The 20,715-nt window shown below is 65.4% G+C and carries 24 protein-coding genes; 14 read left to right on the top strand and 10 right to left on the bottom strand.

The window, feature by feature from the left end; all coding sequences use genetic code 11:
• The coding region (locus NOF53_RS27085; RefSeq protein WP_255974694.1) for an MCE family protein at nt 1-639 on the top strand (639 nt) is incomplete at its 5' end.
• A gap of 94 nt (nt 640-733) precedes the next feature.
• On the opposite strand, the gene NOF53_RS27080 is transcribed toward NOF53_RS27085, so the two are convergent.
• Complete coding sequence (locus tag NOF53_RS27080; RefSeq protein WP_255974692.1) at nt 734-1,768, bottom strand: LacI family DNA-binding transcriptional regulator; 1,035 nt, start codon at nt 1,766-1,768, stop codon at nt 734-736.
• A gap of 161 nt (nt 1,769-1,929) precedes the next feature.
• Here NOF53_RS27080 and NOF53_RS27075 point away from each other — a divergent pair, with 161 nt between their 5' ends.
• Genes NOF53_RS27075 through NOF53_RS27055 form a run of 5 tightly spaced genes read left to right on the top strand, consistent with a single transcriptional unit; the run spans nt 1,930 to nt 7,936 of the window.
• Entirely contained in the window at nt 1,930-3,609 is a 1,680-nt protein-coding gene (locus NOF53_RS27075) for a glycoside hydrolase family 13 protein (protein WP_255974690.1), read from the top strand.
• Complete coding sequence (locus NOF53_RS27070) at nt 3,606-4,871, top strand: ABC transporter substrate-binding protein (RefSeq protein ID WP_255974688.1); 1,266 nt, start codon at nt 3,606-3,608, stop codon at nt 4,869-4,871. The genes NOF53_RS27075 and NOF53_RS27070 overlap by 4 nt, the downstream gene beginning before the upstream one ends.
• Nucleotides 4,872-4,883: 12 nt before the next feature.
• Complete coding sequence (locus tag NOF53_RS27065; RefSeq protein ID WP_255974686.1) at nt 4,884-5,924, top strand: carbohydrate ABC transporter permease; 1,041 nt, start codon at nt 4,884-4,886, stop codon at nt 5,922-5,924.
• Between the two features lie 4 nt (nt 5,925-5,928).
• Nucleotides 5,929-6,819 carry a carbohydrate ABC transporter permease gene (locus NOF53_RS27060; protein WP_255974684.1) on the top strand — a complete coding sequence of 297 codons (891 nt, stop codon included), beginning with the start codon at nt 5,929-5,931 and terminating at the stop codon, nt 6,817-6,819.
• A 43-nt stretch (nt 6,820-6,862) separates the two neighbouring features.
• Nucleotides 6,863-7,936, top strand: coding sequence for an ABC transporter ATP-binding protein (locus NOF53_RS27055; RefSeq protein ID WP_255974682.1), 1,074 nt, complete (start codon nt 6,863-6,865; stop codon nt 7,934-7,936).
• Between the two features lie 322 nt (nt 7,937-8,258).
• Here the strand turns inward: NOF53_RS27055 and NOF53_RS27050 are convergent, their stop codons facing one another.
• Nucleotides 8,259-8,960 (bottom strand): hypothetical protein, encoded by a 702-nt coding sequence (locus NOF53_RS27050; protein WP_255974680.1) that lies wholly within the window; start codon nt 8,958-8,960, stop codon nt 8,259-8,261.
• Here NOF53_RS27050 and NOF53_RS27830 point away from each other — a divergent pair.
• Entirely contained in the window at nt 8,950-9,321 is a 372-nt protein-coding gene (locus NOF53_RS27830) for a helix-turn-helix domain-containing protein (protein WP_308213880.1), read from the top strand. The two genes, NOF53_RS27050 and NOF53_RS27830, sit on opposite strands and share 11 nt — an antisense overlap.
• A gap of 130 nt (nt 9,322-9,451) precedes the next feature.
• On the opposite strand, the gene NOF53_RS27040 is transcribed toward NOF53_RS27830, so the two are convergent.
• Nucleotides 9,452-9,721, bottom strand: a complete 270-nt coding sequence (locus tag NOF53_RS27040; RefSeq protein WP_255974679.1) for a hypothetical protein — start codon at nt 9,719-9,721, stop codon at nt 9,452-9,454.
• A gap of 11 nt (nt 9,722-9,732) precedes the next feature.
• Nucleotides 9,733-9,990: a hypothetical protein gene (locus NOF53_RS27035; protein ID WP_255974678.1), complete on the bottom strand. Its 258-nt coding sequence runs from the start codon at nt 9,988-9,990 to the stop codon at nt 9,733-9,735.
• Between the two features lie 330 nt (nt 9,991-10,320).
• Here NOF53_RS27035 and NOF53_RS27030 point away from each other — a divergent pair, with 330 nt between their 5' ends.
• Together NOF53_RS27030 and NOF53_RS27025 are read left to right on the top strand one after the other, a co-directional pair.
• The gene (locus NOF53_RS27030; protein WP_255974677.1) at nt 10,321-10,470 is read left to right on the top strand and encodes a CD225/dispanin family protein; all 150 of its coding nucleotides are present in this window, start codon (nt 10,321-10,323) and stop codon (nt 10,468-10,470) included.
• Between the two features lie 113 nt (nt 10,471-10,583).
• Entirely contained in the window at nt 10,584-11,525 is a 942-nt protein-coding gene (locus NOF53_RS27025; protein ID WP_255974676.1) for a dioxygenase family protein, read from the top strand.
• A 53-nt stretch (nt 11,526-11,578) separates the two neighbouring features.
• Here NOF53_RS27025 and NOF53_RS27020 read toward each other — a convergent pair whose 3' ends face one another.
• Nucleotides 11,579-12,163, bottom strand: coding sequence for a TetR/AcrR family transcriptional regulator (locus NOF53_RS27020; protein ID WP_255974675.1), 585 nt, complete (start codon nt 12,161-12,163; stop codon nt 11,579-11,581).
• 101 nt (nt 12,164-12,264) lie between these two features.
• Here NOF53_RS27020 and NOF53_RS27015 point away from each other — a divergent pair, with 101 nt between their 5' ends.
• A complete protein-coding gene (locus NOF53_RS27015; protein WP_255974674.1) occupies nt 12,265-13,407 on the top strand; it encodes an acyl-CoA dehydrogenase family protein in 1,143 nt (380 codons plus the stop codon).
• An 80-nt stretch (nt 13,408-13,487) separates the two neighbouring features.
• Here NOF53_RS27015 and dnaB read toward each other — a convergent pair whose 3' ends face one another.
• The 5 genes from dnaB to rpsF all read right to left on the bottom strand — a co-directional run bounded on the left by dnaB (nt 13,488) and on the right by rpsF (nt 17,867).
• Nucleotides 13,488-15,692 (bottom strand): replicative DNA helicase, encoded by a 2,205-nt coding sequence (gene dnaB / locus NOF53_RS27010; protein ID WP_255974673.1) that lies wholly within the window; start codon nt 15,690-15,692, stop codon nt 13,488-13,490.
• A gap of 546 nt (nt 15,693-16,238) precedes the next feature.
• Complete coding sequence (rplI, locus tag NOF53_RS27005) at nt 16,239-16,694, bottom strand: 50S ribosomal protein L9 (RefSeq protein ID WP_109334605.1); 456 nt, start codon at nt 16,692-16,694, stop codon at nt 16,239-16,241.
• Nucleotides 16,695-16,711: 17 nt separating this feature from the next.
• Nucleotides 16,712-16,954: a 30S ribosomal protein S18 gene (gene rpsR, locus NOF53_RS27000; RefSeq protein ID WP_109334606.1), complete on the bottom strand. Its 243-nt coding sequence runs from the start codon at nt 16,952-16,954 to the stop codon at nt 16,712-16,714.
• A 38-nt stretch (nt 16,955-16,992) separates the two neighbouring features.
• Nucleotides 16,993-17,514: a single-stranded DNA-binding protein gene (locus NOF53_RS26995; protein WP_109334607.1), complete on the bottom strand. Its 522-nt coding sequence runs from the start codon at nt 17,512-17,514 to the stop codon at nt 16,993-16,995.
• A 65-nt stretch (nt 17,515-17,579) separates the two neighbouring features.
• The gene (gene rpsF, locus NOF53_RS26990) at nt 17,580-17,867 is read right to left on the bottom strand and encodes a 30S ribosomal protein S6 (protein ID WP_005249677.1); all 288 of its coding nucleotides are present in this window, start codon (nt 17,865-17,867) and stop codon (nt 17,580-17,582) included.
• 180 nt (nt 17,868-18,047) lie between these two features.
• On the opposite strand from rpsF, the gene NOF53_RS26985 reads away from it, so the two are divergent.
• The 4 genes from NOF53_RS26985 to NOF53_RS26970 all read left to right on the top strand — a co-directional run bounded on the left by NOF53_RS26985 (nt 18,048) and on the right by NOF53_RS26970 (nt 20,587).
• A complete protein-coding gene (locus NOF53_RS26985) occupies nt 18,048-18,269 on the top strand; it encodes a hypervirulence associated TUDOR domain-containing protein (RefSeq protein WP_255974672.1) in 222 nt (73 codons plus the stop codon).
• A gap of 1 nt (nt 18,270) precedes the next feature.
• Complete coding sequence (locus tag NOF53_RS26980) at nt 18,271-18,567, top strand: DUF3140 domain-containing protein (protein ID WP_255974671.1); 297 nt, start codon at nt 18,271-18,273, stop codon at nt 18,565-18,567.
• An 80-nt stretch (nt 18,568-18,647) separates the two neighbouring features.
• Complete coding sequence (locus NOF53_RS26975; protein ID WP_255974670.1) at nt 18,648-20,006, top strand: glycosyltransferase family 87 protein; 1,359 nt, start codon at nt 18,648-18,650, stop codon at nt 20,004-20,006.
• Nucleotides 20,003-20,587 (top strand): GNAT family N-acetyltransferase, encoded by a 585-nt coding sequence (locus NOF53_RS26970; RefSeq protein ID WP_255974669.1) that lies wholly within the window; start codon nt 20,003-20,005, stop codon nt 20,585-20,587. The genes NOF53_RS26975 and NOF53_RS26970 overlap by 4 nt, the downstream gene beginning before the upstream one ends.
• The last annotated feature ends 128 nt before the right edge of the window (nt 20,588-20,715 follow it).

Raw genomic sequence — 20,715 nt, 5'->3', positions numbered from 1 at the left:
AACGAGCTCTCCACACTGCTGGTATCCCTGACCGGGACGGGTGCGAGCACGGCCGACCTCCTGCAGACCAACGCCGAGTCGATCGTGAACATCGCCGCCGATTCCCGTGAAGCACTGCAACTCCTCGGCCGCTACTCGCCGAGCTTCGGTTGCACCTTGGCGGACTTCGTGAAGGCCGCACCGATCGCCCGTGAGCTGCTTGCGCTGGACGATCCCCATCCCGGCGGTCGAGGTACCGTTCAGTTCGTCAACCCGAAGGGTCGCTACCTGCCCAACCAGGACGAGCCGCGCCTGCTCGACAACCGCGGACCGGCATGTTACGACAACGTCACCGCACCCGGTGGGAACTTCCCGCAGTATCCGGGCGGATCGTCCAACGACGGCTCCTACCAGGTGCCTTCGCGTAACCCGGGACCGTCCACCATCGACTTCTTCCCGGCGCCCTCCGGCGTCCCCGATCAGGTCCCGGGGTACGGAGCCGAGGTCACCCCCGCCAGCTACGCGGGTTCGAAGATGGAGCAGGACACGCTCGACGTCGTGTACGGCGAGGCAGGGGGCATTGCGCCGGAGGACGTGCCGAGCTGGACGACACTCGTCGGCGCGCCGACAATCAGGGGAACCGAGGTGACCTTCGAATGAAGACGGTCAGTGCCGCGGCCCTGCCCTGGAGGATTCGAACCCGCCGGTAAGAGGGTATGAACGGGGTTCACTTCGACACCTTCGCACGCGCGCGTCAGGTTCGCTGATGCACGGTTCCCGAAGTGGGAGGAGCGGTCGAGCCTCGTACCACGAGATGCGTGGGAAGCACTGCTGCCCGTTCGGCCGGCGGGTGTCCGCCCAACAGTTCGATCACGGCGCGCCCGGCTGCGGTGCCCTTTTCCTTCACCGGCTGCCGCACGGTCGTCAGATCGGCCAGCTCGGCCACCGGGTGGTCGTCGATGCCGATCACCGACATCGACTGCGGAACCGGAATCCCGGCGCGCCGCAATGTGCGCAGGGCGCCGACCGCGACCTCGTCGGAAAAGCAGAAGACCGCCGTAGGGACGTCCGGCCCGCTGAGTAGCAATTCCATTCCGTGTTCACCGCCCTCGGTTCCCCACGGAGGGGCTACGACGAATTCCTCCGCCAATCCTGCTTTTGCGAGCTGCGCGCGGTAGCCGGCCAGGCGCCGGAGGTCACTTTCGTAGGCGAGTCCCTCCGGATCAACGGCGCGAATCATGCCGATCTTGGTGTGCCCTATGCGAGTCAGGTGACCGACAGCCTGCTCCGCCGCGCGCTGATCGTCGATGTTCACGGACGGAAAGTGGCCTGCATGGGCACTGATGATCACTACAGACACCCCTATCTCCTCGAGGCGGATCCGTTCCTGCCGAGTGAGCGGAAATGCGACGACTATGACGGCATCGACCTTGCGCCGCAGCGGGAGCTGCTCGAAGAATGCCTCGCGCTGCGACGACACCTCCAGGCAGTACAGCAGTGTGTCGAGGCCACCGGCGCGCAGTTCGTTTTCGATGCCGGCGAGCACGGACGAGTAATACCAGGCATTGATTCGGGGTACGACCACCGCGACGCGACCGGTGGAACCACCCGACAGGCTCGACGCCTCCGGCGAAACCACGTACGCGAGTTCGTCCGCGGCAGCTCGGATACGCAGCCGTGTCTTGTCCGACACTCCGCGCTCCCCGCGAAGTGCGCGGGACACCGTCGCGATCGACACTCCCGTACGTCTCGCCACGTCGGCCATGTTGACCTGCTGCTTCGGTATCACAGCTCAACTATAGGGCAGTTTGCGCAAATATTTACGTCGTTTTCAGAGCGAATTGCGATCGTGGCCCGCTCAATCAGCGCAGGTAAACCGCATTCCTTGACACTGCGTGTGACCGCCATCACGCTTTTGATGCAAACGTTTACGTCAGTCGAGGAGAACTCATGACCCAGTCTGTGCAAGCGATCGCCACCACCCCTCCGGCACGAGAAATGGAACCGTGGTGGAAGACAGCGGTCGTCTATCAGGTGTACATCCGCAGCTTCGCCGACGGGAACGGTGACGGAATCGGGGATGTCGCCGGCCTGCGCGCCAAGCTCCCCTACCTGGCGCAGCTCGGCGTCGACGCAGTGTGGATCAACCCCTGGTACCCGTCGCCGATGGCAGACGCCGGCTACGACGTCGCCGACTTCCGCACAATAGAGCCGTCGTACGGCACGCTGGCCGAGGGCGAGGCGTTCATCGCCGAGGCCCACGCGCTGGGCATACGCGTGATCCTCGACATCGTCCCCAACCACACCTCCAGCGACCACCGCTGGTTCCAGGCCGCGCTGCGCGACGACCCCGGCGCCCGCGACCGGTACATCTTCCGTCCGGGCCGCGGGCCCGGAGGCGATTTGCCGCCCAACGACTGGCAGAGCGCGTTCGGCGGTCCCGCGTGGACGCGTCTCGGCACCGGTGAGTGGTATCTGCACCTCTTTGCGCCCGCCCAGCCCGACCTGAACTGGGAGAACCCCGAGGTCCGAGCCGAGTTCGAAGACATCCTGCGCTTCTGGTTCGACAAGGGCGTCGACGGTTTCCGGATCGACGTCGCCCACGGCCTGGCCAAGGACCCCGCCCTGCCCGACGCCGGTGAGCGTCTGGCCCTTTCGCAGCACACCGGTCCGCACCCCGCGTGGGATCAGGACGCCGTCCACGAGGTGTACCGGGGCTGGCGCTCGGTTGCGAACGAGTACGCCGACCGCGTCTTCGTTGCCGAGGCCTGGGTGCCCAGCAACGACCGCCTGGCCCGCTACCTGCGCCCCGACGAGCTGCACACCGCGTTCCAGTTCGACTTCCTGCGCGCCCCGTGGAGCGGCGACAGCATCCGCGCCGTGATCGACGACGCGCTCGAGCAGGCGGCCACCGTCGGCGCACCCGCCACCTGGGTGTTGTCCAACCACGACGTTCCCCGCACCGTCACCCGGTACTCGCGGTCGCAGCCCGACCACCTGGTGGAAACCGACTGGGAGAGGGCTCGCTGGGCCGGTGAGCAGCCCGACCTCGCGCTGGGACGTCGCCGTGCCCGCGCGGCCGCGCTGCTGCAGCTGTCGTTGCCCGGCACGGCCTACATCTACCAGGGTGAAGAGCTCGGACTCGAGGAGGTCGAAGACCTCCCCGGTGACGTGCGCCAGGATCCGACGTGGTTCCAGACCGGCTTCACCGACGTCGGCCGTGACGGGTGCCGTGTGCCGATCCCGTGGTCCGATGACGCAGCCCCGTACGGCTTTTCGCCGCTCGACGCGGAGTCGGACACCTGGCTGCCGCAACCCGGGCACTGGGCCCCGCACACCGCGCAGGCGCAGCAGGGGAATGACGGGTCGTTCCTTACGCTCTACCGGCGGGCCCTCGCGCTCCGGCCGCAGCTGTGGACGACCGAAGCCCCGGTGGAATGGCTCGATTCGCCGCGGGACGTGCTGGCCTTCGCCCGCGGCGAACTGCAGTGCTGGGTGAACACCGGCACCACCGACATCGAACTGCCCGCGGGCATGCAGGTGGTCCTGGGCTCCGTCCCGGGCATCACCGACGGCGTCCTCCCCACCGACACGTCGGTGTGGCTGGCCGAAGCGGAGCACGACCGATGAGACGCGCCGCGATCACCCTGCTCGCCGCCGGTGCTCTGCTGGCCACGACATCGTGTGCGGACCAGGGCATTACGGCTGCCGCGCGAGCCGAACAGGAGAACCTCGACGGCCGCGGACCCATCACCTACGTGCAGGGCAAGGACCACGCCAACGTCGTCCGGCCCCTTCTCGACGAGTGGAACGCGACGCATCCCGGTGAGGAGGTGACGTTCAAGGAACAGTCCGACAACGCCGACCAGCAGCACGAAGATCTGGTGCAGCACTTCCAGTCCCGCGACACCGGGTACGACGTCACCGTCGTCGACCTCGTCTGGACCGCAGAGTTCGCGGCCCGCGGTTGGTTGCAGCCGCTGACGGGCCCGATGGCCGTCGACACTTCCGAGTTGCTGGAGCCTACTGTGAGAGGCGCCAGTTACGGCGACACCCTGTACGCGGCTCCGCAAACCAGTGACGGCGCCCTGCTGTACTACCGCACCGATCTCGTGGAGCATCCGCCCGCCACCTGGGACGAACTGATCGCGCAGTGCGCCACCGCGAAGAGCGCCGGAATAGGCTGCTACGCCGGTCAGTACGCCAAGTATGAAGGTTTGACGGTGAATGCGGCCGAAGCTGTCACCACGGCGGGCGGCTCGATCGTCGGCGAGGACGGGGTGACGCCCACCATCGACGCTCCCGAGGCCAAGGCAGGACTGCAGTCACTCGTCGACGCGTACCGTAACGGCCATATTCCCCGCGAGGCCGTCACGTTCCAGGAGGAGCAGGCACGCCAGGCCTTCCAGAGCGGCAACCTCATGTTCATGCGCAACTGGCCTTACGCGTACAGCCTGATGAACGGCCAGGGCAGCTCCGCCGTGGCGGGAGAATTCGCCGTAGCGCCCTTGCCCGGCAAGACCGGGACCGGCAACTCCAGCCTCGGTGGGCACAACGTCGCGATCAACGTGTACTCCGAACACAAGGCGACCGCCCACGATTTCTTGAAGTTCATGCTAGAGAGGAAAACCCAAGAGTTGTTCCTGTCGCAGGGCTCCCTCGCGCCGGTGCGCGCCGACGTCTACGAGGACCCCGAACTCATCGCCCAGTACCCGTACCTGCCCACGTTGAAGACATCCATCGAGAACGCCATCCCCCGTCCGATCAGCCCCTATTACCCCGCTGTGACCCGGGCCGTGCAAAACAACGTCTATGCCGCGATCAAGGGCGACAAGACGGTGGATCAGGCCGTCGCCGACATTCGTTCCGCCATCGCGGCGGCCGGGTCCTAGAGGAGATTCCCGATGAGCATTCATGAACTACCCGTCGAGAAAGCGACCGCGGCAACCAGCGACCCCGACGATGTCCCCCCTGCCGAACCGACGTCGAAGTCGACTCGCAGCGCAAAGAGCAGGGCGGCCCTGCTGCTGATCCTGCCGACGATGATTCTGCTGGGCATCGTCATCCTCTATCCCGTGGTCAGTGCCATGGTGATGTCGCTGTTCAAGGACCCAGCGATCGATCCGGCCACCGGCAAGTTCGTCGACCAGGGCTTCGCGGGCCTGTCGAACTACACGCATTGGCTACTGCAGCGGTGCACTGACGCCACCGGAGCCTCGGTTTCGTGCCCGAACGGCACCCTCGGATCGCTGTTCTGGCAGTCGATGTGGGTCACCGTGTTTTTCACAGTCGTCACGGTCGCGATCGAGGTGGCACTGGGACTCTGGTTCGCCACCATCATGAATCGTGCCTTCCGAGGCCGTGCGTTGCTGCGGACCAGCATCCTCGTGGCGTGGGCGATCCCGACGGCGGTGACCGCGAAATTGTGGTTCTTCATCTTCGCCTACGACGGTATCGCCAACAAACTACTCGGCACCGATATCCTGTGGACCGGTGACACGTGGCCGGCCCGATTCGCCGTCATCGTCGCTGACGCCTGGAAGACCACCCCGTTCGTCGCGCTGCTCATTCTCGCCGGCCTGCAAATGGTGCCCGCCGAGGTGTACGAGGCCGCCCGCATGGATGGCGCAAGTGTGTGGCAACGGTTCCGCCTCATCACTTTTCCCTTGATCAAACCGGCGATCTTCGTGGCGGTCCTGTTCCGAGTCCTCGATGTCCTGCGGATCTACGACCTTCCCGCCATCCTCACCGGTGGGGGCGGCGGCGACGGCACCGCTACAACCACCCTCTCGATCCTCGTGATCGATCAGATGCGGCAGGGATTCAACAGCGCCTCGGCCCTGTCCACCATCACGTTCCTCTTCATCTTCGCAGTCGCCTATGCGCTCGTGAAGGTGATGGGTGTCAACGTGGTCGAGACCCAAGAGAAGCAGCGAAAGGCCTGACATCATGTCCACAGCAGTCCTCACCCGAAGCACGTCGGGGCTCTCGCTGTCACGGCGACGCCTGGGCGCACGGTTCGCCTCGGCACGCACCTACCTCGGGCTCGCCGTCATCGTCGTCTGGGGCTTGGCTCCGGTGTACTGGATGGTGATCACCGCATTTCGGCACTCCGACTACACCTTCGACACCACCCCGTGGCCCACTCACGTCACCCTGGAGAACTTCGCGAGTGTGTTCTCCACCGACACCGGTAACCATTTCACCCGGGCGCTGATCAACAGCACCGTCATCGGCGCCGTCACCACCGCGATCGGCCTCGTCGTCGGGATCTTCACCGCCTACGCACTGGCCAGGCTGAACTTCCGCGGCAAGCACCTCGTCCTCGGCCTTGTACTGGCGGCTTCGATGTTCCCGGGCGTCGCGCTCTTGACACCGCTGTTCCAGCTGTTCACCACGATCGGGTGGTTCGGCACGTACCAGGCCTTGATCATCCCGAACATCTCGTTCGTGCTGCCCCTCACCATCTACACGCTCACGGCGTTCTTCAAGGAGCTGCCCTGGGAACTCGAGGAGGCTGCGCGGATCGACGGGGCGAGCCGCGCACAGGCGTTCCGGATGGTGTTGCTGCCCTTGGCCGCGCCCGGTCTGTTCACCACGGCCATCCTGGCCTTCATCGCATCCTGGAACGAGTACCTGATCTCCAGTCAGCTCTCGAACGACGTGACTCAACCGGCGACCGTGGCGATCGCTCAGTTCGCCGGCAGCAAACCCCACGAGGAACCGTTCACGTCCGTGATGGCCGCGGGCACCGTCGTCACCATTCCCCTCGTGATCATTGTGATCCTCCTCCAGCGCCGCATCGTCTCCGGTCTCACGGCCGGTGGTGTGAAGAGCTGATCACCTCCGCGCATCCCCATTTCGCCGAAAGGACCTACACCTCATGGCAACTATCACGTACGACCACGCGACCAGATTGTTTCCCGGCTCGGACACCCCCGCAGTCGAGCATCTCGACCTCCACATCGAGGACGGCGAGTTTCTCGTCCTGGTCGGCCCGTCCGGCTGCGGTAAGTCGACCTCCCTGCGGATGCTTGCGGGACTGGAGGACGTCGACGGCGGCAGCATCCTGATCGGCGGACGCGACGTCACCCACGCCGAACCCAAGGACCGCGACATCGCGATGGTCTTCCAGAACTACGCGCTCTACCCGCACATGACCGTCGCCGAGAACATGGGCTTCGCCCTGAAACTCGCCGGTACCGACAAGGCCGAAATCCGCCGACGCGTCGGAGACGCCGCCGACATGCTCGACCTCGGCTCCTACCTCGACCGCAAGCCCAAAGCGCTGTCCGGTGGTCAACGGCAACGGGTTGCCATGGGACGGGCCATTGTTCGTCAACCTCAGGTGTTCCTGATGGACGAACCGCTGTCGAACCTCGACGCCAAGCTCCGGGTTCAGACCCGCACTCAGATCGCCCAGCTCCAGCGCCGCCTCGGCACCACCACCGTCTACGTCACCCACGACCAGGTCGAGGCCATGACGATGGGCGACCGGGTCGCCGTACTCAAGGGCGGTGTCCTCCAGCAATGCGCGAGTCCACGCGAGCTGTACCGCACGCCGGCGAACGTCTTCGTCGCCGGATTCATGGGCTCCCCGTCGATGAATCTGTTCACGCTGCCCGTCACGGAACGCGGAATCCAGTTCGGCGAGCAGGTCATTCCCGTGTCCCGTGAAGCACTTTCCGCTGCGGGCGGCACCGATGTCACCTTCGGCATCCGGCCCGAGCACGTCGAACTCGCCGACACCGGGCTGAAGCTCGAGGTCGACGTCGTCGAAGAACTCGGCTCCGAAGCCTTCATCTTCGGACGTACGACCGTCGGTGGCCGGACCGAACCACTCGTCGCTCGCGTCGACTGGCGCAACCCGCCAGAGAAAGGCCAAGTGGTCTACGTCCGCGTCGATGAACCGCACGCCCACGTCTTCGCCGCAACCGGAGAGCGTCTCCCACGTTGACTCTCGCACGAATCTACCTGAGCGCGGACATCGTCGGCGAATCGGTCGACGATGTCCGGGAACGGCTTACGATCCGTATTGGAGATATATACGAGTCCAGGTCCGGATACTCCCGTGGTAACCACTCCCGATTTCTCTCGTGGATGTGGTCGACACCGATCATGTTGGCTTCCAACGCTTCCGGCAATGTGCGCAGCACATCGTCTCGCCGATGCTTCCAAAAGCTGCGCCCACGTTTGACGTCCTGAAAACGTATCCGGTGGTCTGCGGAATCGTCGCGAGGCCGGATACGGAAACTGCGAATCGATTGGAATTGCAGGTTTCAGCGCTGTTGTTGCTGCTCGGTCGCCCGGGTACCCCGATGCGCGCGCCGGGAGCGACGTCGCCGACCGATTCGGGCAGCGCCGACGGCGGCGGCCCCGGCAGCGGCCGCAGTGACAGCGCACACGGTCAAGGTCGTCGCGTCCAGAGGGCGGTCGCTCAGTAGCCAGAGCCCACCGACAACCGCGGCGCCGAGAACTCCCGCGAAGACGGTGGCACCCACGGTCGTGGTCGCGGGCTGGACAGTGTTAACCGGGAACGTCCAGGTTTGGGTCGGTTGGCCTGCCTGGGACAGCGTGAGCGTGCCGGTGAGTTCTCCGGCCATCAGGTATTGGCTACCGATCGGGGGCAGCGTGGCAACCCCGATCCCGTTCTCGATGACCAGTGGACCGTCAGTGCTTGTGACCGGCACATCCAGGACGCCGACAGCCAGGGTCGCCGTGTCGGGGAAGCCGGGGACCGCGGCGGTCACCGCGACGGGCGCAGTCAGATCGAGGACGATCGGAACAGCAGCGGCGGGGTCGGCGCCGGCGACACTGACCGCGCCCGCAGATGGCAGAGCGAGTGCCGGTTCTCCGAGCCCGACCACCGCAAGCACAATTGCCACGATGGCCAGCACGGCGGCGAGGGCCAGCGGGATGCGCGGCGAGGGCAGGCGAACGACCGAGCTGGCGGGAACGAGGTCGGTACCGGTGACCTCCACCAGGCGTGCTCCGTGGGCGTGGGCCGTGATCGAGGGGCGCATGGTCGGTGGCGGTTCGGTTGCACCCCGCCCTGCCGCAGCCCCCGTCGGCCGTCCCGGACCGGCGGGGGCGGTCGGTGCCCCGGTGTCGGGGTTGTGTGGTTTGGTACCAAACGAGTTCGGAGAGGTTCGCGGGGCCTGCGGCTGGGGTCGAGTGACGGGCAGCGCCGACCGGCTTCATCTGACCGTCGACACGATCAAATGTCATCTGCGCGCCCTGTTCCTGAAGTTCGGACTCGAGGATCTCCCGCACAACCAGAAACGCACCCAACTCGTCACCCGAGCTCGACACAGCGGCATCGTGACCACCAGTGACCTGTAGAGCACACCGGAGCCGCCTCACCCGCTCCCGGAGCCGCCGACGGCACCCCTCCCCGGCCCTGCCGACCTTTTCCGGGCCCGCGAAGATCTACGGCGATGACCGAAAACGTACGTCTGTGCAAGATGTTTCCTTACCCGGGCGCCGCGACGCCGCGATTGCCGACACCGTTACCGGCGGACCCGCCCGTGCTGTCACCGCCGTCCCCGCCCTGGCTGCCGCTCCCGGGCGCACCCGGCTGACAGTCCGCGGCGCCCGGGGTGTGCGCGACAGTAACTCCGGCAACCGCGGTCCGGCCGATGCTCAGGTCATCCGGTTGGGCGGCGGCCCCGCACCCGAAGGCGACGATCACCGCCGCCGCAACGCCCGCAACGCCCGCAACGCCCGTGGTCCTGTTCGACATGGGGACGCTACCTATCCGCCGACGTTGCCGCCCGCACCGCCGGTTCCGTTGCCGCCGGTGTTGGCGTTGCCGTTGCCGGCGTTACCGCCGGTGCCGTTGCCACCATTACCGCCCTGCTGGTTGTTCTCGAAACCGATATTGATCGGAACATCGAACGGAAACGGGGCGGCGGACGCGGCACCCGCACCGAGGATCAGCATTGGCACCGCGGCGGCGCTGACGACGAGGGCACGCAGGGTGGACTTGGCGGTCTTCGTGGTATTCGACATGGTGTGTTTCTCCGGTGTGATTGGGGTGGTGGTGCTTTCGATGCCATTAACGATGCCGGACCGGGCGGGGACGTCTCATCCCCCTCGGGGGTGAACGCAGCCACACCCCCCCCATCCGCCGAAATGGGAGTCCCCGAGCGTATCCGCACCCACCACGGGGTGGGAGCACACCCAACCCGAAGGGGATGCGGGTCGAGATCGGCGTGAACCAGAGTGGACCGGGCCAGGCACACCCTCACCACCGCACGCGCCCAGGACAACCTGGCCCGAACTGGCCAAGCCACAGTCCCCGCCGCCCCACCTTCGAACGTCGGAAGGTCCTGGCCGGCAGTGCACTTCTGGCCCCTTGTCTTCCACCCGTTCGGGGACGCACTGAAAATGTTCCCCCGCTGGTACATCGGCGGCCTCGACGGCGCCCACGCCGCATCCTTGCGGGCCAGGACCCTCGGCATCATCGGCCTGCGCCTCGGCGGCGTGTAGGAGGCGGCGAGGGCTGAGAACCAGACGTACAGCGTTCTCACAGCTTGTCTCCAGGTTGTTCGCACGTGCCGCTGTTTATATGAACCTCGAACCGGAAACAGCCCTGGAGGACCATGACCGACAACTCACGCCATTCCGCCGACGTGCACGAACACGACCGCGGGCTCACCCACGACCTGAAGACGATGTTGTCGCGCCGTCGGGCGTTGTTCGTGTTCGGCGCGGCGGGTGCGTCTGCGCTCGCCGCGTGTTCGTCCGCAGATCCGACCGCCACTGCGACGTCCACGCCGACCGGGGAGGCAGCGTCTTCGACCGTCGCCGCCGATGACACTTGCGTCGCCGCGGCACCGCAGGAAACGGCCGGGCCCTACCCGGGTGACGGATCCAACGGCCCTAACGTCCTGATCGAGTCGGGCGTGGTGCGCCAGGACATCCGCAGCAGCTTCGGTTCGTACTCGGGCACCGCGGAGGGGGTCGAGAGCACCATCGAACTATCCCTCCAGGATCTGGCGAACCGCTGCGCCGCGGGTACGGGCATGGCCGTGTATCTCTGGCATTGCGACCGGGACGGTGCGTACTCCCTCTACGGCCAGGACATCACCGAGCAGAATTATCTGCGCGGCGTCCAGGTGGCGGACTCCGCCGGAACCCTGTCGTTCACGTCGATATTCCCGGCCTGCTACTCAGGGCGATGGCCGCACATTCATTTCGAGGTGTTCGACTCACTGGAAGCCGCGGTGGCGGGGGAGGATCCTCGACTGACCTCGCAGATCGCCATACCGCAGGACGCGTGCGAGAAGGTCTTCGCCTACGACACCGGCTACGCGAAAAGCGTGAGCAACATGTCGCAGGTGTCGCTGGAATCGGACAACGTCTTCGGAGACGGCTGGGACGCCGAGTTGGCCACCGTAACAGGTGAACCCGCCAGCGGAATGACGATCGCCATCACGATCGGTGTCGCGGAGAAGTCGGCGAACACGGAGTCCGCTCCGAGCGCACCGCCTGCAGGTGGCCCGGGCGGCGCGCAGCCTCCCATGGGTGCCCCCGGCCGGTAGACGTGCCGCTCGCGGCTACTGACCGTCTCGACCGGGCGGGAATTCGCCCGGCCTCAGGCGCTGATGCCTGCGGTCAGGATCGCCGCGAGTTCGCGGTAGGCGTGGGCGTCGTCGAGGCCGGTGCTGTCACGGACACCGCGTTGCTGGATGCGCACCATCATGGTGGTGACGAGGTCGGCGGCGAACGCGGCATGGACGTCGCGGAAGTCGCCGCCGGCTACACCTTCGTCGATCAAAGCCTGGACGCGCCCAGCGGCGAGCTGGGTGTTCTGCTCGTACACCTCGCGGGCCGGTGAGAAAGCGTCGAGGTCGGCCATGAACTGGTCGGACGCAGCGGCGAGTGCGGTACCGACCGCGGACAAGTAGGCACTGATCCGCTCACGGGCCCCGGAGATCCCCTCGATGTGCGACTCGACGTCCTCGGTAGCGCGGCGGAAGAAGTGCACCGTGGCCACCCGGACGAGCTGCTCCTTGCTGTCAGCGAGGGTGTAGAGGGTGGACTTCGAGCACCGCAGCCGCGCTGCGATCTCGTCGAGGGTCAGATGCGCGAACCCTTCGATCAGGAAGAGGTCGACCAGCGCGTCGAAGAGCTGGGTGCGCCGTCGCGTCGCGAATCCCGGTCGGGTGATCTGCTCCATGCACCGGATAGTACTGGGGGAGTCCTTGCAGTACTACATTCACACCAGTACTGTGGGCCGTAGCTCAGTACTGTCTTTCAAAGCCTTCGCGAGGAGAATTCGTGGCCGTCGATCGTTTGCTGCCCACCGACGAAGCCCGTGACCTGATCCAGCTCACGCGTGATGTCGCCGACAAGGTCCTGGCCCCGATCGTCGACGAGCACGAGAAGTCCGAGACCTATCCCGAAGGGGTCTTCGCCACCCTCGGTGAGGCCGGGCTGCTGAGCCTGCCGTACCCGGAGGAGTGGGGCGGCGGCGGACAGCCTTACGAGGTGTACCTGCAAGTCCTCGAGGAAATTGCCGCCCGATGGGCCGCGGTCGCGGTCGCGGTCAGCGTCCACAGCCTCGCCTGCCATCCGCTGATGGCCTTCGGCACCGACGAGCAGAAGCAGCAGTGGCTACCGGACATGCTGGGCGGCAACACCATCGGCGCCTACAGCCTGTCCGAGCCGCAGGCCGGATCTGATGCCGCCGCACTCGCCTGCAAGGCATCCACGGCCGACGGTGGGTACGTGGTGAACGGCGCGAAGGCATGGATCACTCACGGCGGCATCGCCGATTTCTACAATCTCTTCGCCCGCACCGGTGAGGGATCGAAGGGCATTTCCTGCTTCCTGGTACCGAAGGGCACCGAGGGGCTGTCGTTCGGCAAGCCCGAGGAAAAGATGGGCCTGCACGCGGTGCCCACCACGTCGGCCCACTACGACGACGCGTTCGTGCCGGTCGAACGGCGGATCGGCGCGGAGGGGCAGGGTCTCCAGATCGCCTTCAGCGCACTCGACTCCGGGCGTCTGGGTATCGCGGCGGTCGCCGTCGGTATCGCGCAGGCCGCCCTCGACGACGCCGTGAGCTATGCCCAGGAACGGTCGGCATTCGGAAAGAAGATCATCGACCACCAGGGGCTCGGGTTCCTGCTCGCCGACATGGCCGCAGCAGTCGACTCGGCGCGCGCCACATACATCGACGCAGCGCGCCGCCGTGATGCCGGCCTGCCGTACTCCCGCAACGCTTCCGTGGCCAAGCTCGTCGCCACCGATGCGGCCATGAAGGTCACCACCGACGCCGTCCAGGTCCTCGGCGGTTACGGCTACACCCGCGACTTCCGCGTCGAGCGGTACATGCGGGAAGCGAAGATCACCCAGATCTTCGAGGGCACCAACCAGATTCAGCGCTTGGTGATAAGCCGCACCCTCGCCGCGAACTGACGAATCCGCATGAAGGCTGTTCGTCCGGGGTCGGATCGATGGTGCTCGAAAATCGCCGGTATCGGAAAATGCGGCAAACCCTATCCCCGCGCCATGTCCACGAACTTGGACAGGTGAAGCTGGTGCGCCACAGTGATTGTGGCGGTGGGACCGTTTCGGTGTTTGCCGAGGATCAGGTCGGCTTCACCGCCGCGCGGGTCGTCGCGTTCGGTCGCATCGGGGCGGTAGAGCAGGATCACCATGTCGGCGTCCTGCTCGAGGGAGCCGGATTCACGAAGGTCGGCCACCTGAGGACGCTTGTCCTGACGTTGTTCCGGACCACGGTTGAGCTGGCAGATCGCGACCACCGGGACTTCGAGTTCCTTCGCCAGAAGCTTGAGGCTACGGGAGAATTCGGAGACTTCCTGCTGCCGGGATTCGACCTTCTTGCCGGAGCTCATCAGCTGCAGGTAGTCGATCACGATGAGCTTGATGTCGTGTTTCTGCTTGAGCCGCCGGGCTTTTGCGCGAATCTCCATCATGGTGAGGTTGGGGGAGTCGTCGATGAAAAGCGGTGCCTCACTGATCTCACTCATGCGCCGGGCAAGCTTCGTCCAGTCGTCGTCCGTCATCTTGCCGGAACGCATGTCACCGAGCTTGATCTTCGCCTCCGCCGACAGCAGACGCATGACGATCTCAGTCTTGCTCATCTCCAGCGAGAACATGACGCTGGCCATGCCGTGCTTGACCGAGCAGGAACGCAGGAAGTCCATGCCGAGCGTGGAATTGTGCGTCGGAATCATCGAACGACCGGCAAGGTACAGATGGTCGGCGTTGTCGACCTCGACGCAGCGCACGGGAACGCTGTCGACCTGCCGCACATCGACGATGCGGCGTGATGAACTCACATCACCACGAAGTTCCTTGTGGCGGAGCGCCTTCCGGTGCAACTGAAACACTTCGTCGTCGGCGTAGAAGGTAACGCCACCCTCGACGCGACGGCAGGCGTATCCCAAGCCGACGACGAGATCCGCGACATCGTCCGACAACGATGAATCGCCGATCCCGAGAAGAACCGCTCCGTCCTCGGCAACTGAGGCGGCGGCGTCGAGCATCCCGGCTAGCAATTCGCGGCGTTCGAGTTCGGAGCCGCGGAGCAGTTCTGCGGGAATCCGCTGGGTCCCAGCGTGATCGACGAGATCGACAATGCCAACGCGCATCTCGGGATCAACGGTGGTGCCCACCGTCAGCGAGGCGCCCAGTGCGTACTCGTCGACAGGCACCTTCGACGAAGCGAATTGCAACGCGCGAGTGTTTGCCACGGTATGACGGGCACCGATCGAACCGGCGATCTGCCCGGTGGTCCGGACGGCGGTCTGCCCGTCGACGGCCGTCAGCCACTGGTGCTGCTCGTCGGCGACGAGGACGGTGCCGTCCGAGAACTCCACCTCGTAGCAGGGCCGGCCGACCATGACCTCGGTGGTGGCGACGACGCGGGTGGGCTTGCCGTCGGCGTCGATCAAGTGGTCGCCGACCTGGACGTCACCCATGGTGGTCCAGCCGGTGGGGGTGGGCAGGGGAGTGTCGAGCGCCAACGCCTTACCCACACCGGGCCGCGCGGCGACGATGATCATCTGTCCGGGGTGGAGGCCGTTGGTGATTTCATCGAGTTCTACGAAACCGGTGGGCACACCCAGGGAGATGCCGCCGCGACTGGCGATGGAGTCGATCTCGTCCATCGTCGGCTGCAGGAGTTCCTCGAGGGGGACGAAGTCCTCGGTGGTGCGGCGTTCGGTGACCTCGAAGATTTCGGCCTGCGCGCGGTCGACGACCTCGGCAACGTCCTGCCCGTCGGCGCCGGTGTAGCCGTACTGGACGATGCGGGTGCCGGCGTCGACGAGGCGACGCAGGATGGCTTTCTCGGCGACGATCTCGGCGTAGTAACCGGCATTGGCGGCCGTGGGCACGGTTTGGGTCAACGTCACCAGGTACGAAGCGCCACCGACACGGCGGAGCTCGCCACGACGGTCCAATTCTGCCGACACCGTCACCGGGTCAGCGGGCTCACCGCGGCTGTAGAGGTCGAGAATCGCGTCATACACCGACTGATGCGCGGGACGGTAGAAATCGCCCGGACGAAGCACCTCGAGCACGTCCGCGATGGCGTCCTTGCTGAGCAGCATGCCGCCGAGGACCGATTGCTCCGCGGCCATGTCCTGAGGTGGCTGACGACCGAACTCTTCACCGGGCTCCGCGTCAGGCGGACCCGGGTACTCGGAACGGCCCCGATCGTCTACTACAGCCACTCGACCGACCTTCCCCATCACTGTTGCGCCGCTCGGAAACAGCAGTCCCCGTGGTGCACGAACCTTTTGTACTCGGCCCTACCGACAACCTTCGCAGGCTCTTCGCGAGAGCCGGCTCCGGAATCGCGAGACACGCCGGGACGACGTTAGGGATTAGCCAGGCCGTGTTCAAACCAGCCTGTGTACACAGCTGGGGACAAAATGTGGAAACCGCTGGGTACGTTTGTTAACCCCATGGGGATAACCTGAGGATAAGTACACATCACATTCCCAAACCCGCAGATCACCGCCGTTTTTCAGGCTTTCCCTACTGTGGATGAAAACCCGCCCGGCGTGTCTGTCGCGTCGACGAGTCGGGCGTGTTGAGTTTGTCTCCGCTGTGCGTGTGTATGATCCAGATCACAAGGCGCCGAAAGCGCGGCAAACTTCCAGACACACCTGGAAGCAGCTTCTTGCGCGCCATGGCAGGTAGCGCGAAATCCGCACGGACAAGCGCGGGCCCCCACACGCCGAAGCGCGTGGGGGCCCGCGTCATGAACGCGTCGACTAGGCGGCGACGACGTTCAGGTGGAACTTGGCAACCACGTCGGGGTGCAGGTTCACGACGATGGCGTGCTTGCCGGTCGCCTTGATGTGAGCCTTCGGCAGCTCGAGGCTGCGCTTGTCGACGACGGGTCCGCCTGCGGCCTTGATGGCACCGGCGACATCAGCCGCGGTAACCGAGCCGAACAGCTTGCCCGAGTCACCGGCGGTCTTGACCGTCAGCGACACGTTCTCGAGGCCCTCGATGGCAGCCTTGAGCTCCTTGGCGTGGTCGAGACCACGCACAGCGCGAGCTTCCTGCGCACGACGGATGCCCTCGACCTGCTTCTCGGCGCCACGGCTGGCAACGATGGCCAGACCGCGGGGCAGCAGGTAGTTACGGCCGTAGCCGTCCTTGACCTCGACGGTGTCGCCAGGCGCACCGAGGTTGTCCACGTCAGCGGTGAGGATGAGCTTCATGTCTTCCCTCCCTTTCCTTAGCGAGCCACGGTGGCGTAAGGCAGCAATGCCACCTCACGTGAGTTCTTGACGGCAATGGCAACGTCGCGCTGGTGCTGGACGCAGTTGCCGGTGACACGGCGCGCGCGGATCTTGCCGCGGTCGCTGACGTACTTACGCAGAAGCGTCGTGTCCTTGTAGTTGATCTGCGTGTTCTTTTCTTTGCAGAAAGCGCAGACCTTCTTCTTCATTACCTTGTCGCGCAAGGGCGGCTTCGGCATTTGTTCGCTCTTTTCTGGATGTTCCGATCAGGTACGGATCAGAACGGGGGCTCGTCGCTCCCACCACCGGAGCCTCCGAAGGAGCCGGACGCCTGCGGCGCACTACCCCACGGATCGTCTCCGCCAGTGTTGGATTGCGGACGTCCGCCGCCTGAACCGCCGGAGGAACCGAAGCCACCTCCACCGCCGCCGCCACGGTTGGCCTTGTTGACCTTGGCCGTGGCGTACTTCAGCGAGGGGCCGATCTCGTCGACCTCGAGCTCGACGACAGTGCGCTTTTCACCCTCACGAGTTTCGTAGGAGCGCTGCTTGAGCCGGCCGCTCACGATTACTCGCGAGCCGCGGGTCAAGCTCTCCGCCACGTTCTCGGCTGCTTCGCGCCAGATGTTGCAACGCAGAAACAGTGCTTCGCCGTCTTTCCATTCATTGGTCTGACGGTCGAAGGTGCGGGGCGTGGACGCAACGGTGAAGTTCGCGACCGCGGCACCCGCGGGGGTGAATCGCAGCTCCGGATCAGCCGTCAAGTTTCCGATGACGGTGATGACGGTGTCGCCTGCCATATGGTTCCTCCTGCAGAATGTGGAGTTCGGTTGGTCACGAGCCTAGGGCCGGTGACCGACAGAAATCACTTGTTGTGGCGCAGAACCTTCGTACGCAGCACCGACTCGTTCAGACCCAGCTGACGGTCGAGCTCCGCAACGGTGGCGGGAGTAGCGCTGATATCGATCACCGCGTAGATGCCTTCGCTGTGCTTCAGGATCTCGTAGGCGAGACGACGCTTACCCCAGACATCGACCTTGTCGATTTTGCCGCCGTCCTGGCGAACAACATTGAGGAACGTATCCAGCGAAGGAGCGACAGTGCGCTCGTCCAGGCTGGGGTCAAGGATGACCATCAATTCGTAATGACGCATAAGACCTCATCACCTCCTATGGACTAGTGAAACGGCCACGGGCTGTCCGTGGCAGGAGGGTCGTTGCGTCAGCAACCTTTGCAGGCTACACGACGAGCCCCTGACCAGCGAAATCAAACGGCGGGTGTGGGGCAGGCCGCGGCGGGGTACCAGGCCGGAACGGCGACACGGGAGGCAGGCATGACATCCGACAAGAAATTCGACAAGGGCGACGAAGTCGCGTGGAAAACGCACGGCACCACCACGTCCGGCAAGGTCGAGGAGAAGATCACGGAGGACACCGAGGCGGCCGGGCGAACGGTGCGCGCCTCCGAGGACGAGCCCCAGTACCGCGTGCGTAGCGACAAGAGCGGGAAGGATGCCGTCCACAAGCCGGAATCACTCGACCGGAAGGACGATTGACGTGTCGGGCGACGAGGAAACGTGGAAGGAGTTCCGCGAAGCCGTCAACATGACTCCGGGCGAACTCGAGGAATGGCTCGAGACAGAGCAGTCGAAATCCGTCGGCCAGAAGTCGGGCGACGGCGAGTCGACCGGGCACGCCAGCGGCCGGCGGATCGTCGGGGTGGCCCGAACGCAGAAAGACGACCTCGAGCAGGCCGACTACGAACACATGCGCAAGGTCGTCGGATATTTCACCGGCACCTCGCACAGCGACCGTCCGGTGACGTCCGGAACACGCACTGGCGCTACTCGCTGATGAACTGGGGCCACGATCCGCTGAACGAGTGACACAGGTCGTCGTCGCACAGGGGGCCCGGCGCGCCCTAGGGTGGATTCATGCACATCGGAGCTCGGCAGCGTACGTCGATCACGGCGCTCGTCGTCGGGTTGTGTGGCCTGTCGATGCTCGCCGGATACCTGAACAAAGCCCGGTGCACGGGGGCGCCGTTCGACCCCGCGGGGCGCAGCCTGATCTTCGACCGCATCAAGGACACGCAGGTCTGCTACTCCGACATCCAGTTCCTGTGGATCGGCCGCGACATCAACCTGCACGTCTTCCCGTATGTCACCGGGGGAATCAATGCCGACGGCGTGCTTACCGGCGGCACGGTAGAGTACCCGGTCCTCAGTGGGATGCTCATGTGGCTGGGCGGTATCGGTTCGCACACCGACGCCGACTTCCTCCTGCATTCGGCGCTGATCCTCGCCCCGTTCGGTCTCCTCACCGCCTGGATGCTGGGCCGTCTCGGCGGCTGGTGGGCACTGCTGTGGTCGGCAACCCCGCCGCTCACGCTCTACGCATTCCACAACTGGGAGCTTCCGGTTGTGGCCACGTCGGTCGCCGCCATCTTCGTGATGAGCATCGAGCGCCTTCCCCTCCGCTCCCGCGCGGTGGTCGCCGCGATCCTCCTTGCCGTCGGCTTCTGCCTGAAGCTGTACCCCGGCGCTTTCGTCCTCCCACTCATTGCGTATGTCCTCACCCGGAACCGCACAGCGGAACGACGGTACGACGTGCGAGGCGCAGTCACCGTCGCGGCCGCGGCCATCGGCACGGTGGTCGCCGTCAACCTGCCGTTCGCGCTCATCTCCTACAGCGGCTGGAGGGCGTCGTTCACGTTCCAGGAGAACCGTCAGGCCGATATGACGACCAACTCCATCTGGTACTGGGGCCTACGACCACAGTTCGGCACGATCGGCCTCGACACCCCCGTGCCCGCCTACGACGAGACGGTCGGCCTCCTCTCGCCGCTCCTCGTCTGCGCTGCCTTCGCACTCGCCATGCGTCTGGGCTGGCTGCGGTTCTCACGGAACGGCACCTTTCCGTGGATTGCGGTGAGCGCAGCCATGCTTTGCGGTTTCCTCTTGCTGCACAAGGTGCATTCACCCCAGTACACACTGTGGCTCATCCCGTTCTTCGTGCTGCTGCGCGTTCCGTGGGGGCTGGTGGCGGCCTACCTGGTGGCTGACCTGGCGATGGGAATCGGCGTCTTCAAGTACTTCGGTGCGCTGGCCGCGAGCGAGGACCCGCACACGTTCGAATTGCTGGTGCAATTCGGAGTGTGGGGCCGGGCCGGGCTACTGGTGGTGCTGTTCTTCGTGTTTCTCCGGGTGCCCCTACGACGCGCCTCGGCGGTCACTCACCCGGATGCCGAGGCCGAGCGTCCCCCCGCGAAATCACCGGAGCCGGCCAGATGAGCGAGTCGTGGTTTGCCCGACCCACCTTGACCGGAACCCATATCCGTCTCGAGCCGCTGTGCCACGACCACGTCGACGCACTGCTCGCAGCCGTCGACGACCGCCGGATCTTCCACTGGACCTCGGTGGAGATCACCGACCGGAAGGATGCGGCGGAATTCGTCCGGGCTGAGGACGAAGATCCGACGCGACTCGCCTACGCACAGATCGACATGGCCACCGACACCCTCGTCGGGTCCACCTCCTATTACCTGATCGACCCGCGGAACCGCTGTCTCGCGATCGGGCACACCTGGTTGTCGCGATCCGCGCAGGGAACGCTGATCAATGCGGACTCGAAACTGCTGTTGCTCCGCCGCGCCTTCGAGGACCTCGGCGCGGTTCGGGTGGAATGGCACACCGACGAGCGCAACGCCCACTCCCGCGGTGCCATCGCGAAATTGGGCGCCGAGCTCGAAGGCATACTGCGTAAGCATCGTCGGCGGCGTGACGGATCCTGGCGCAACACGGCGCTGTTCTCCATGACCGACGACGACTGGCCACGCGTGTGCCCTCGACTCCAGGCGAGAGTCGAGGGCTGACGCCTCAGCTGTTGCGGGTCATGACGTTGTAGACACCGGGCGGAGCATGGGCTGAACGAAGGGGACGGGCCTTCCGGCGGCAGGATGAGAAGTACCACCAACGCATCCGCCGACAGGAAGAACCCGAC

The organism is Rhodococcus tibetensis, from assembly GCF_024438035.1.
GTDB classification, from domain to species: domain Bacteria; phylum Actinomycetota; class Actinomycetes; order Mycobacteriales; family Mycobacteriaceae; genus Rhodococcus_F; species Rhodococcus_F tibetensis.
Note: the sequence above shows the minus strand (reverse complement) of the source record. Positions and strands in the feature narration are given on the sequence as shown.

What these genes read in the sequence shown, in the direction of transcription:
- NOF53_RS26975 (WP_255974670.1), top strand. Translation starts at nt 18,648, where the DNA reads ATGCACATCGGAGCTCGGCAGCGTACGTCGATCACGGCGCTCGTCGTC.
- rpsF (WP_005249677.1), bottom strand. Translation starts at nt 17,867, where the DNA reads ATGCGTCATTACGAATTGATGGTCATCCTTGACCCCAGCCTGGACGAG.
- NOF53_RS27035 (WP_255974678.1), bottom strand. Translation starts at nt 9,990, where the DNA reads ATGTCGAATACCACGAAGACCGCCAAGTCCACCCTGCGTGCCCTCGTC.
- NOF53_RS27025 (WP_255974676.1), top strand. Translation starts at nt 10,584, where the DNA reads ATGACCGACAACTCACGCCATTCCGCCGACGTGCACGAACACGACCGC.
- NOF53_RS27070 (WP_255974688.1), top strand. Translation starts at nt 3,606, where the DNA reads ATGAGACGCGCCGCGATCACCCTGCTCGCCGCCGGTGCTCTGCTGGCC.
- NOF53_RS26970 (WP_255974669.1), top strand. Translation starts at nt 20,003, where the DNA reads ATGAGCGAGTCGTGGTTTGCCCGACCCACCTTGACCGGAACCCATATC.
- rplI (WP_109334605.1), bottom strand. Translation starts at nt 16,694, where the DNA reads ATGAAGCTCATCCTCACCGCTGACGTGGACAACCTCGGTGCGCCTGGC.
- NOF53_RS27055 (WP_255974682.1), top strand. Translation starts at nt 6,863, where the DNA reads ATGGCAACTATCACGTACGACCACGCGACCAGATTGTTTCCCGGCTCG.
- NOF53_RS27060 (WP_255974684.1), top strand. Translation starts at nt 5,929, where the DNA reads ATGTCCACAGCAGTCCTCACCCGAAGCACGTCGGGGCTCTCGCTGTCA.
- NOF53_RS26995 (WP_109334607.1), bottom strand. Translation starts at nt 17,514, where the DNA reads ATGGCAGGCGACACCGTCATCACCGTCATCGGAAACTTGACGGCTGAT.
- NOF53_RS27065 (WP_255974686.1), top strand. Translation starts at nt 4,884, where the DNA reads ATGAGCATTCATGAACTACCCGTCGAGAAAGCGACCGCGGCAACCAGC.
- NOF53_RS27040 (WP_255974679.1), bottom strand. Translation starts at nt 9,721, where the DNA reads ATGTCGAACAGGACCACGGGCGTTGCGGGCGTTGCGGGCGTTGCGGCG.
- rpsR (WP_109334606.1), bottom strand. Translation starts at nt 16,954, where the DNA reads ATGCCGAAGCCGCCCTTGCGCGACAAGGTAATGAAGAAGAAGGTCTGC.
- NOF53_RS27020 (WP_255974675.1), bottom strand. Translation starts at nt 12,163, where the DNA reads ATGGAGCAGATCACCCGACCGGGATTCGCGACGCGACGGCGCACCCAG.
- NOF53_RS26985 (WP_255974672.1), top strand. Translation starts at nt 18,048, where the DNA reads ATGACATCCGACAAGAAATTCGACAAGGGCGACGAAGTCGCGTGGAAA.
- NOF53_RS27075 (WP_255974690.1), top strand. Translation starts at nt 1,930, where the DNA reads ATGACCCAGTCTGTGCAAGCGATCGCCACCACCCCTCCGGCACGAGAA.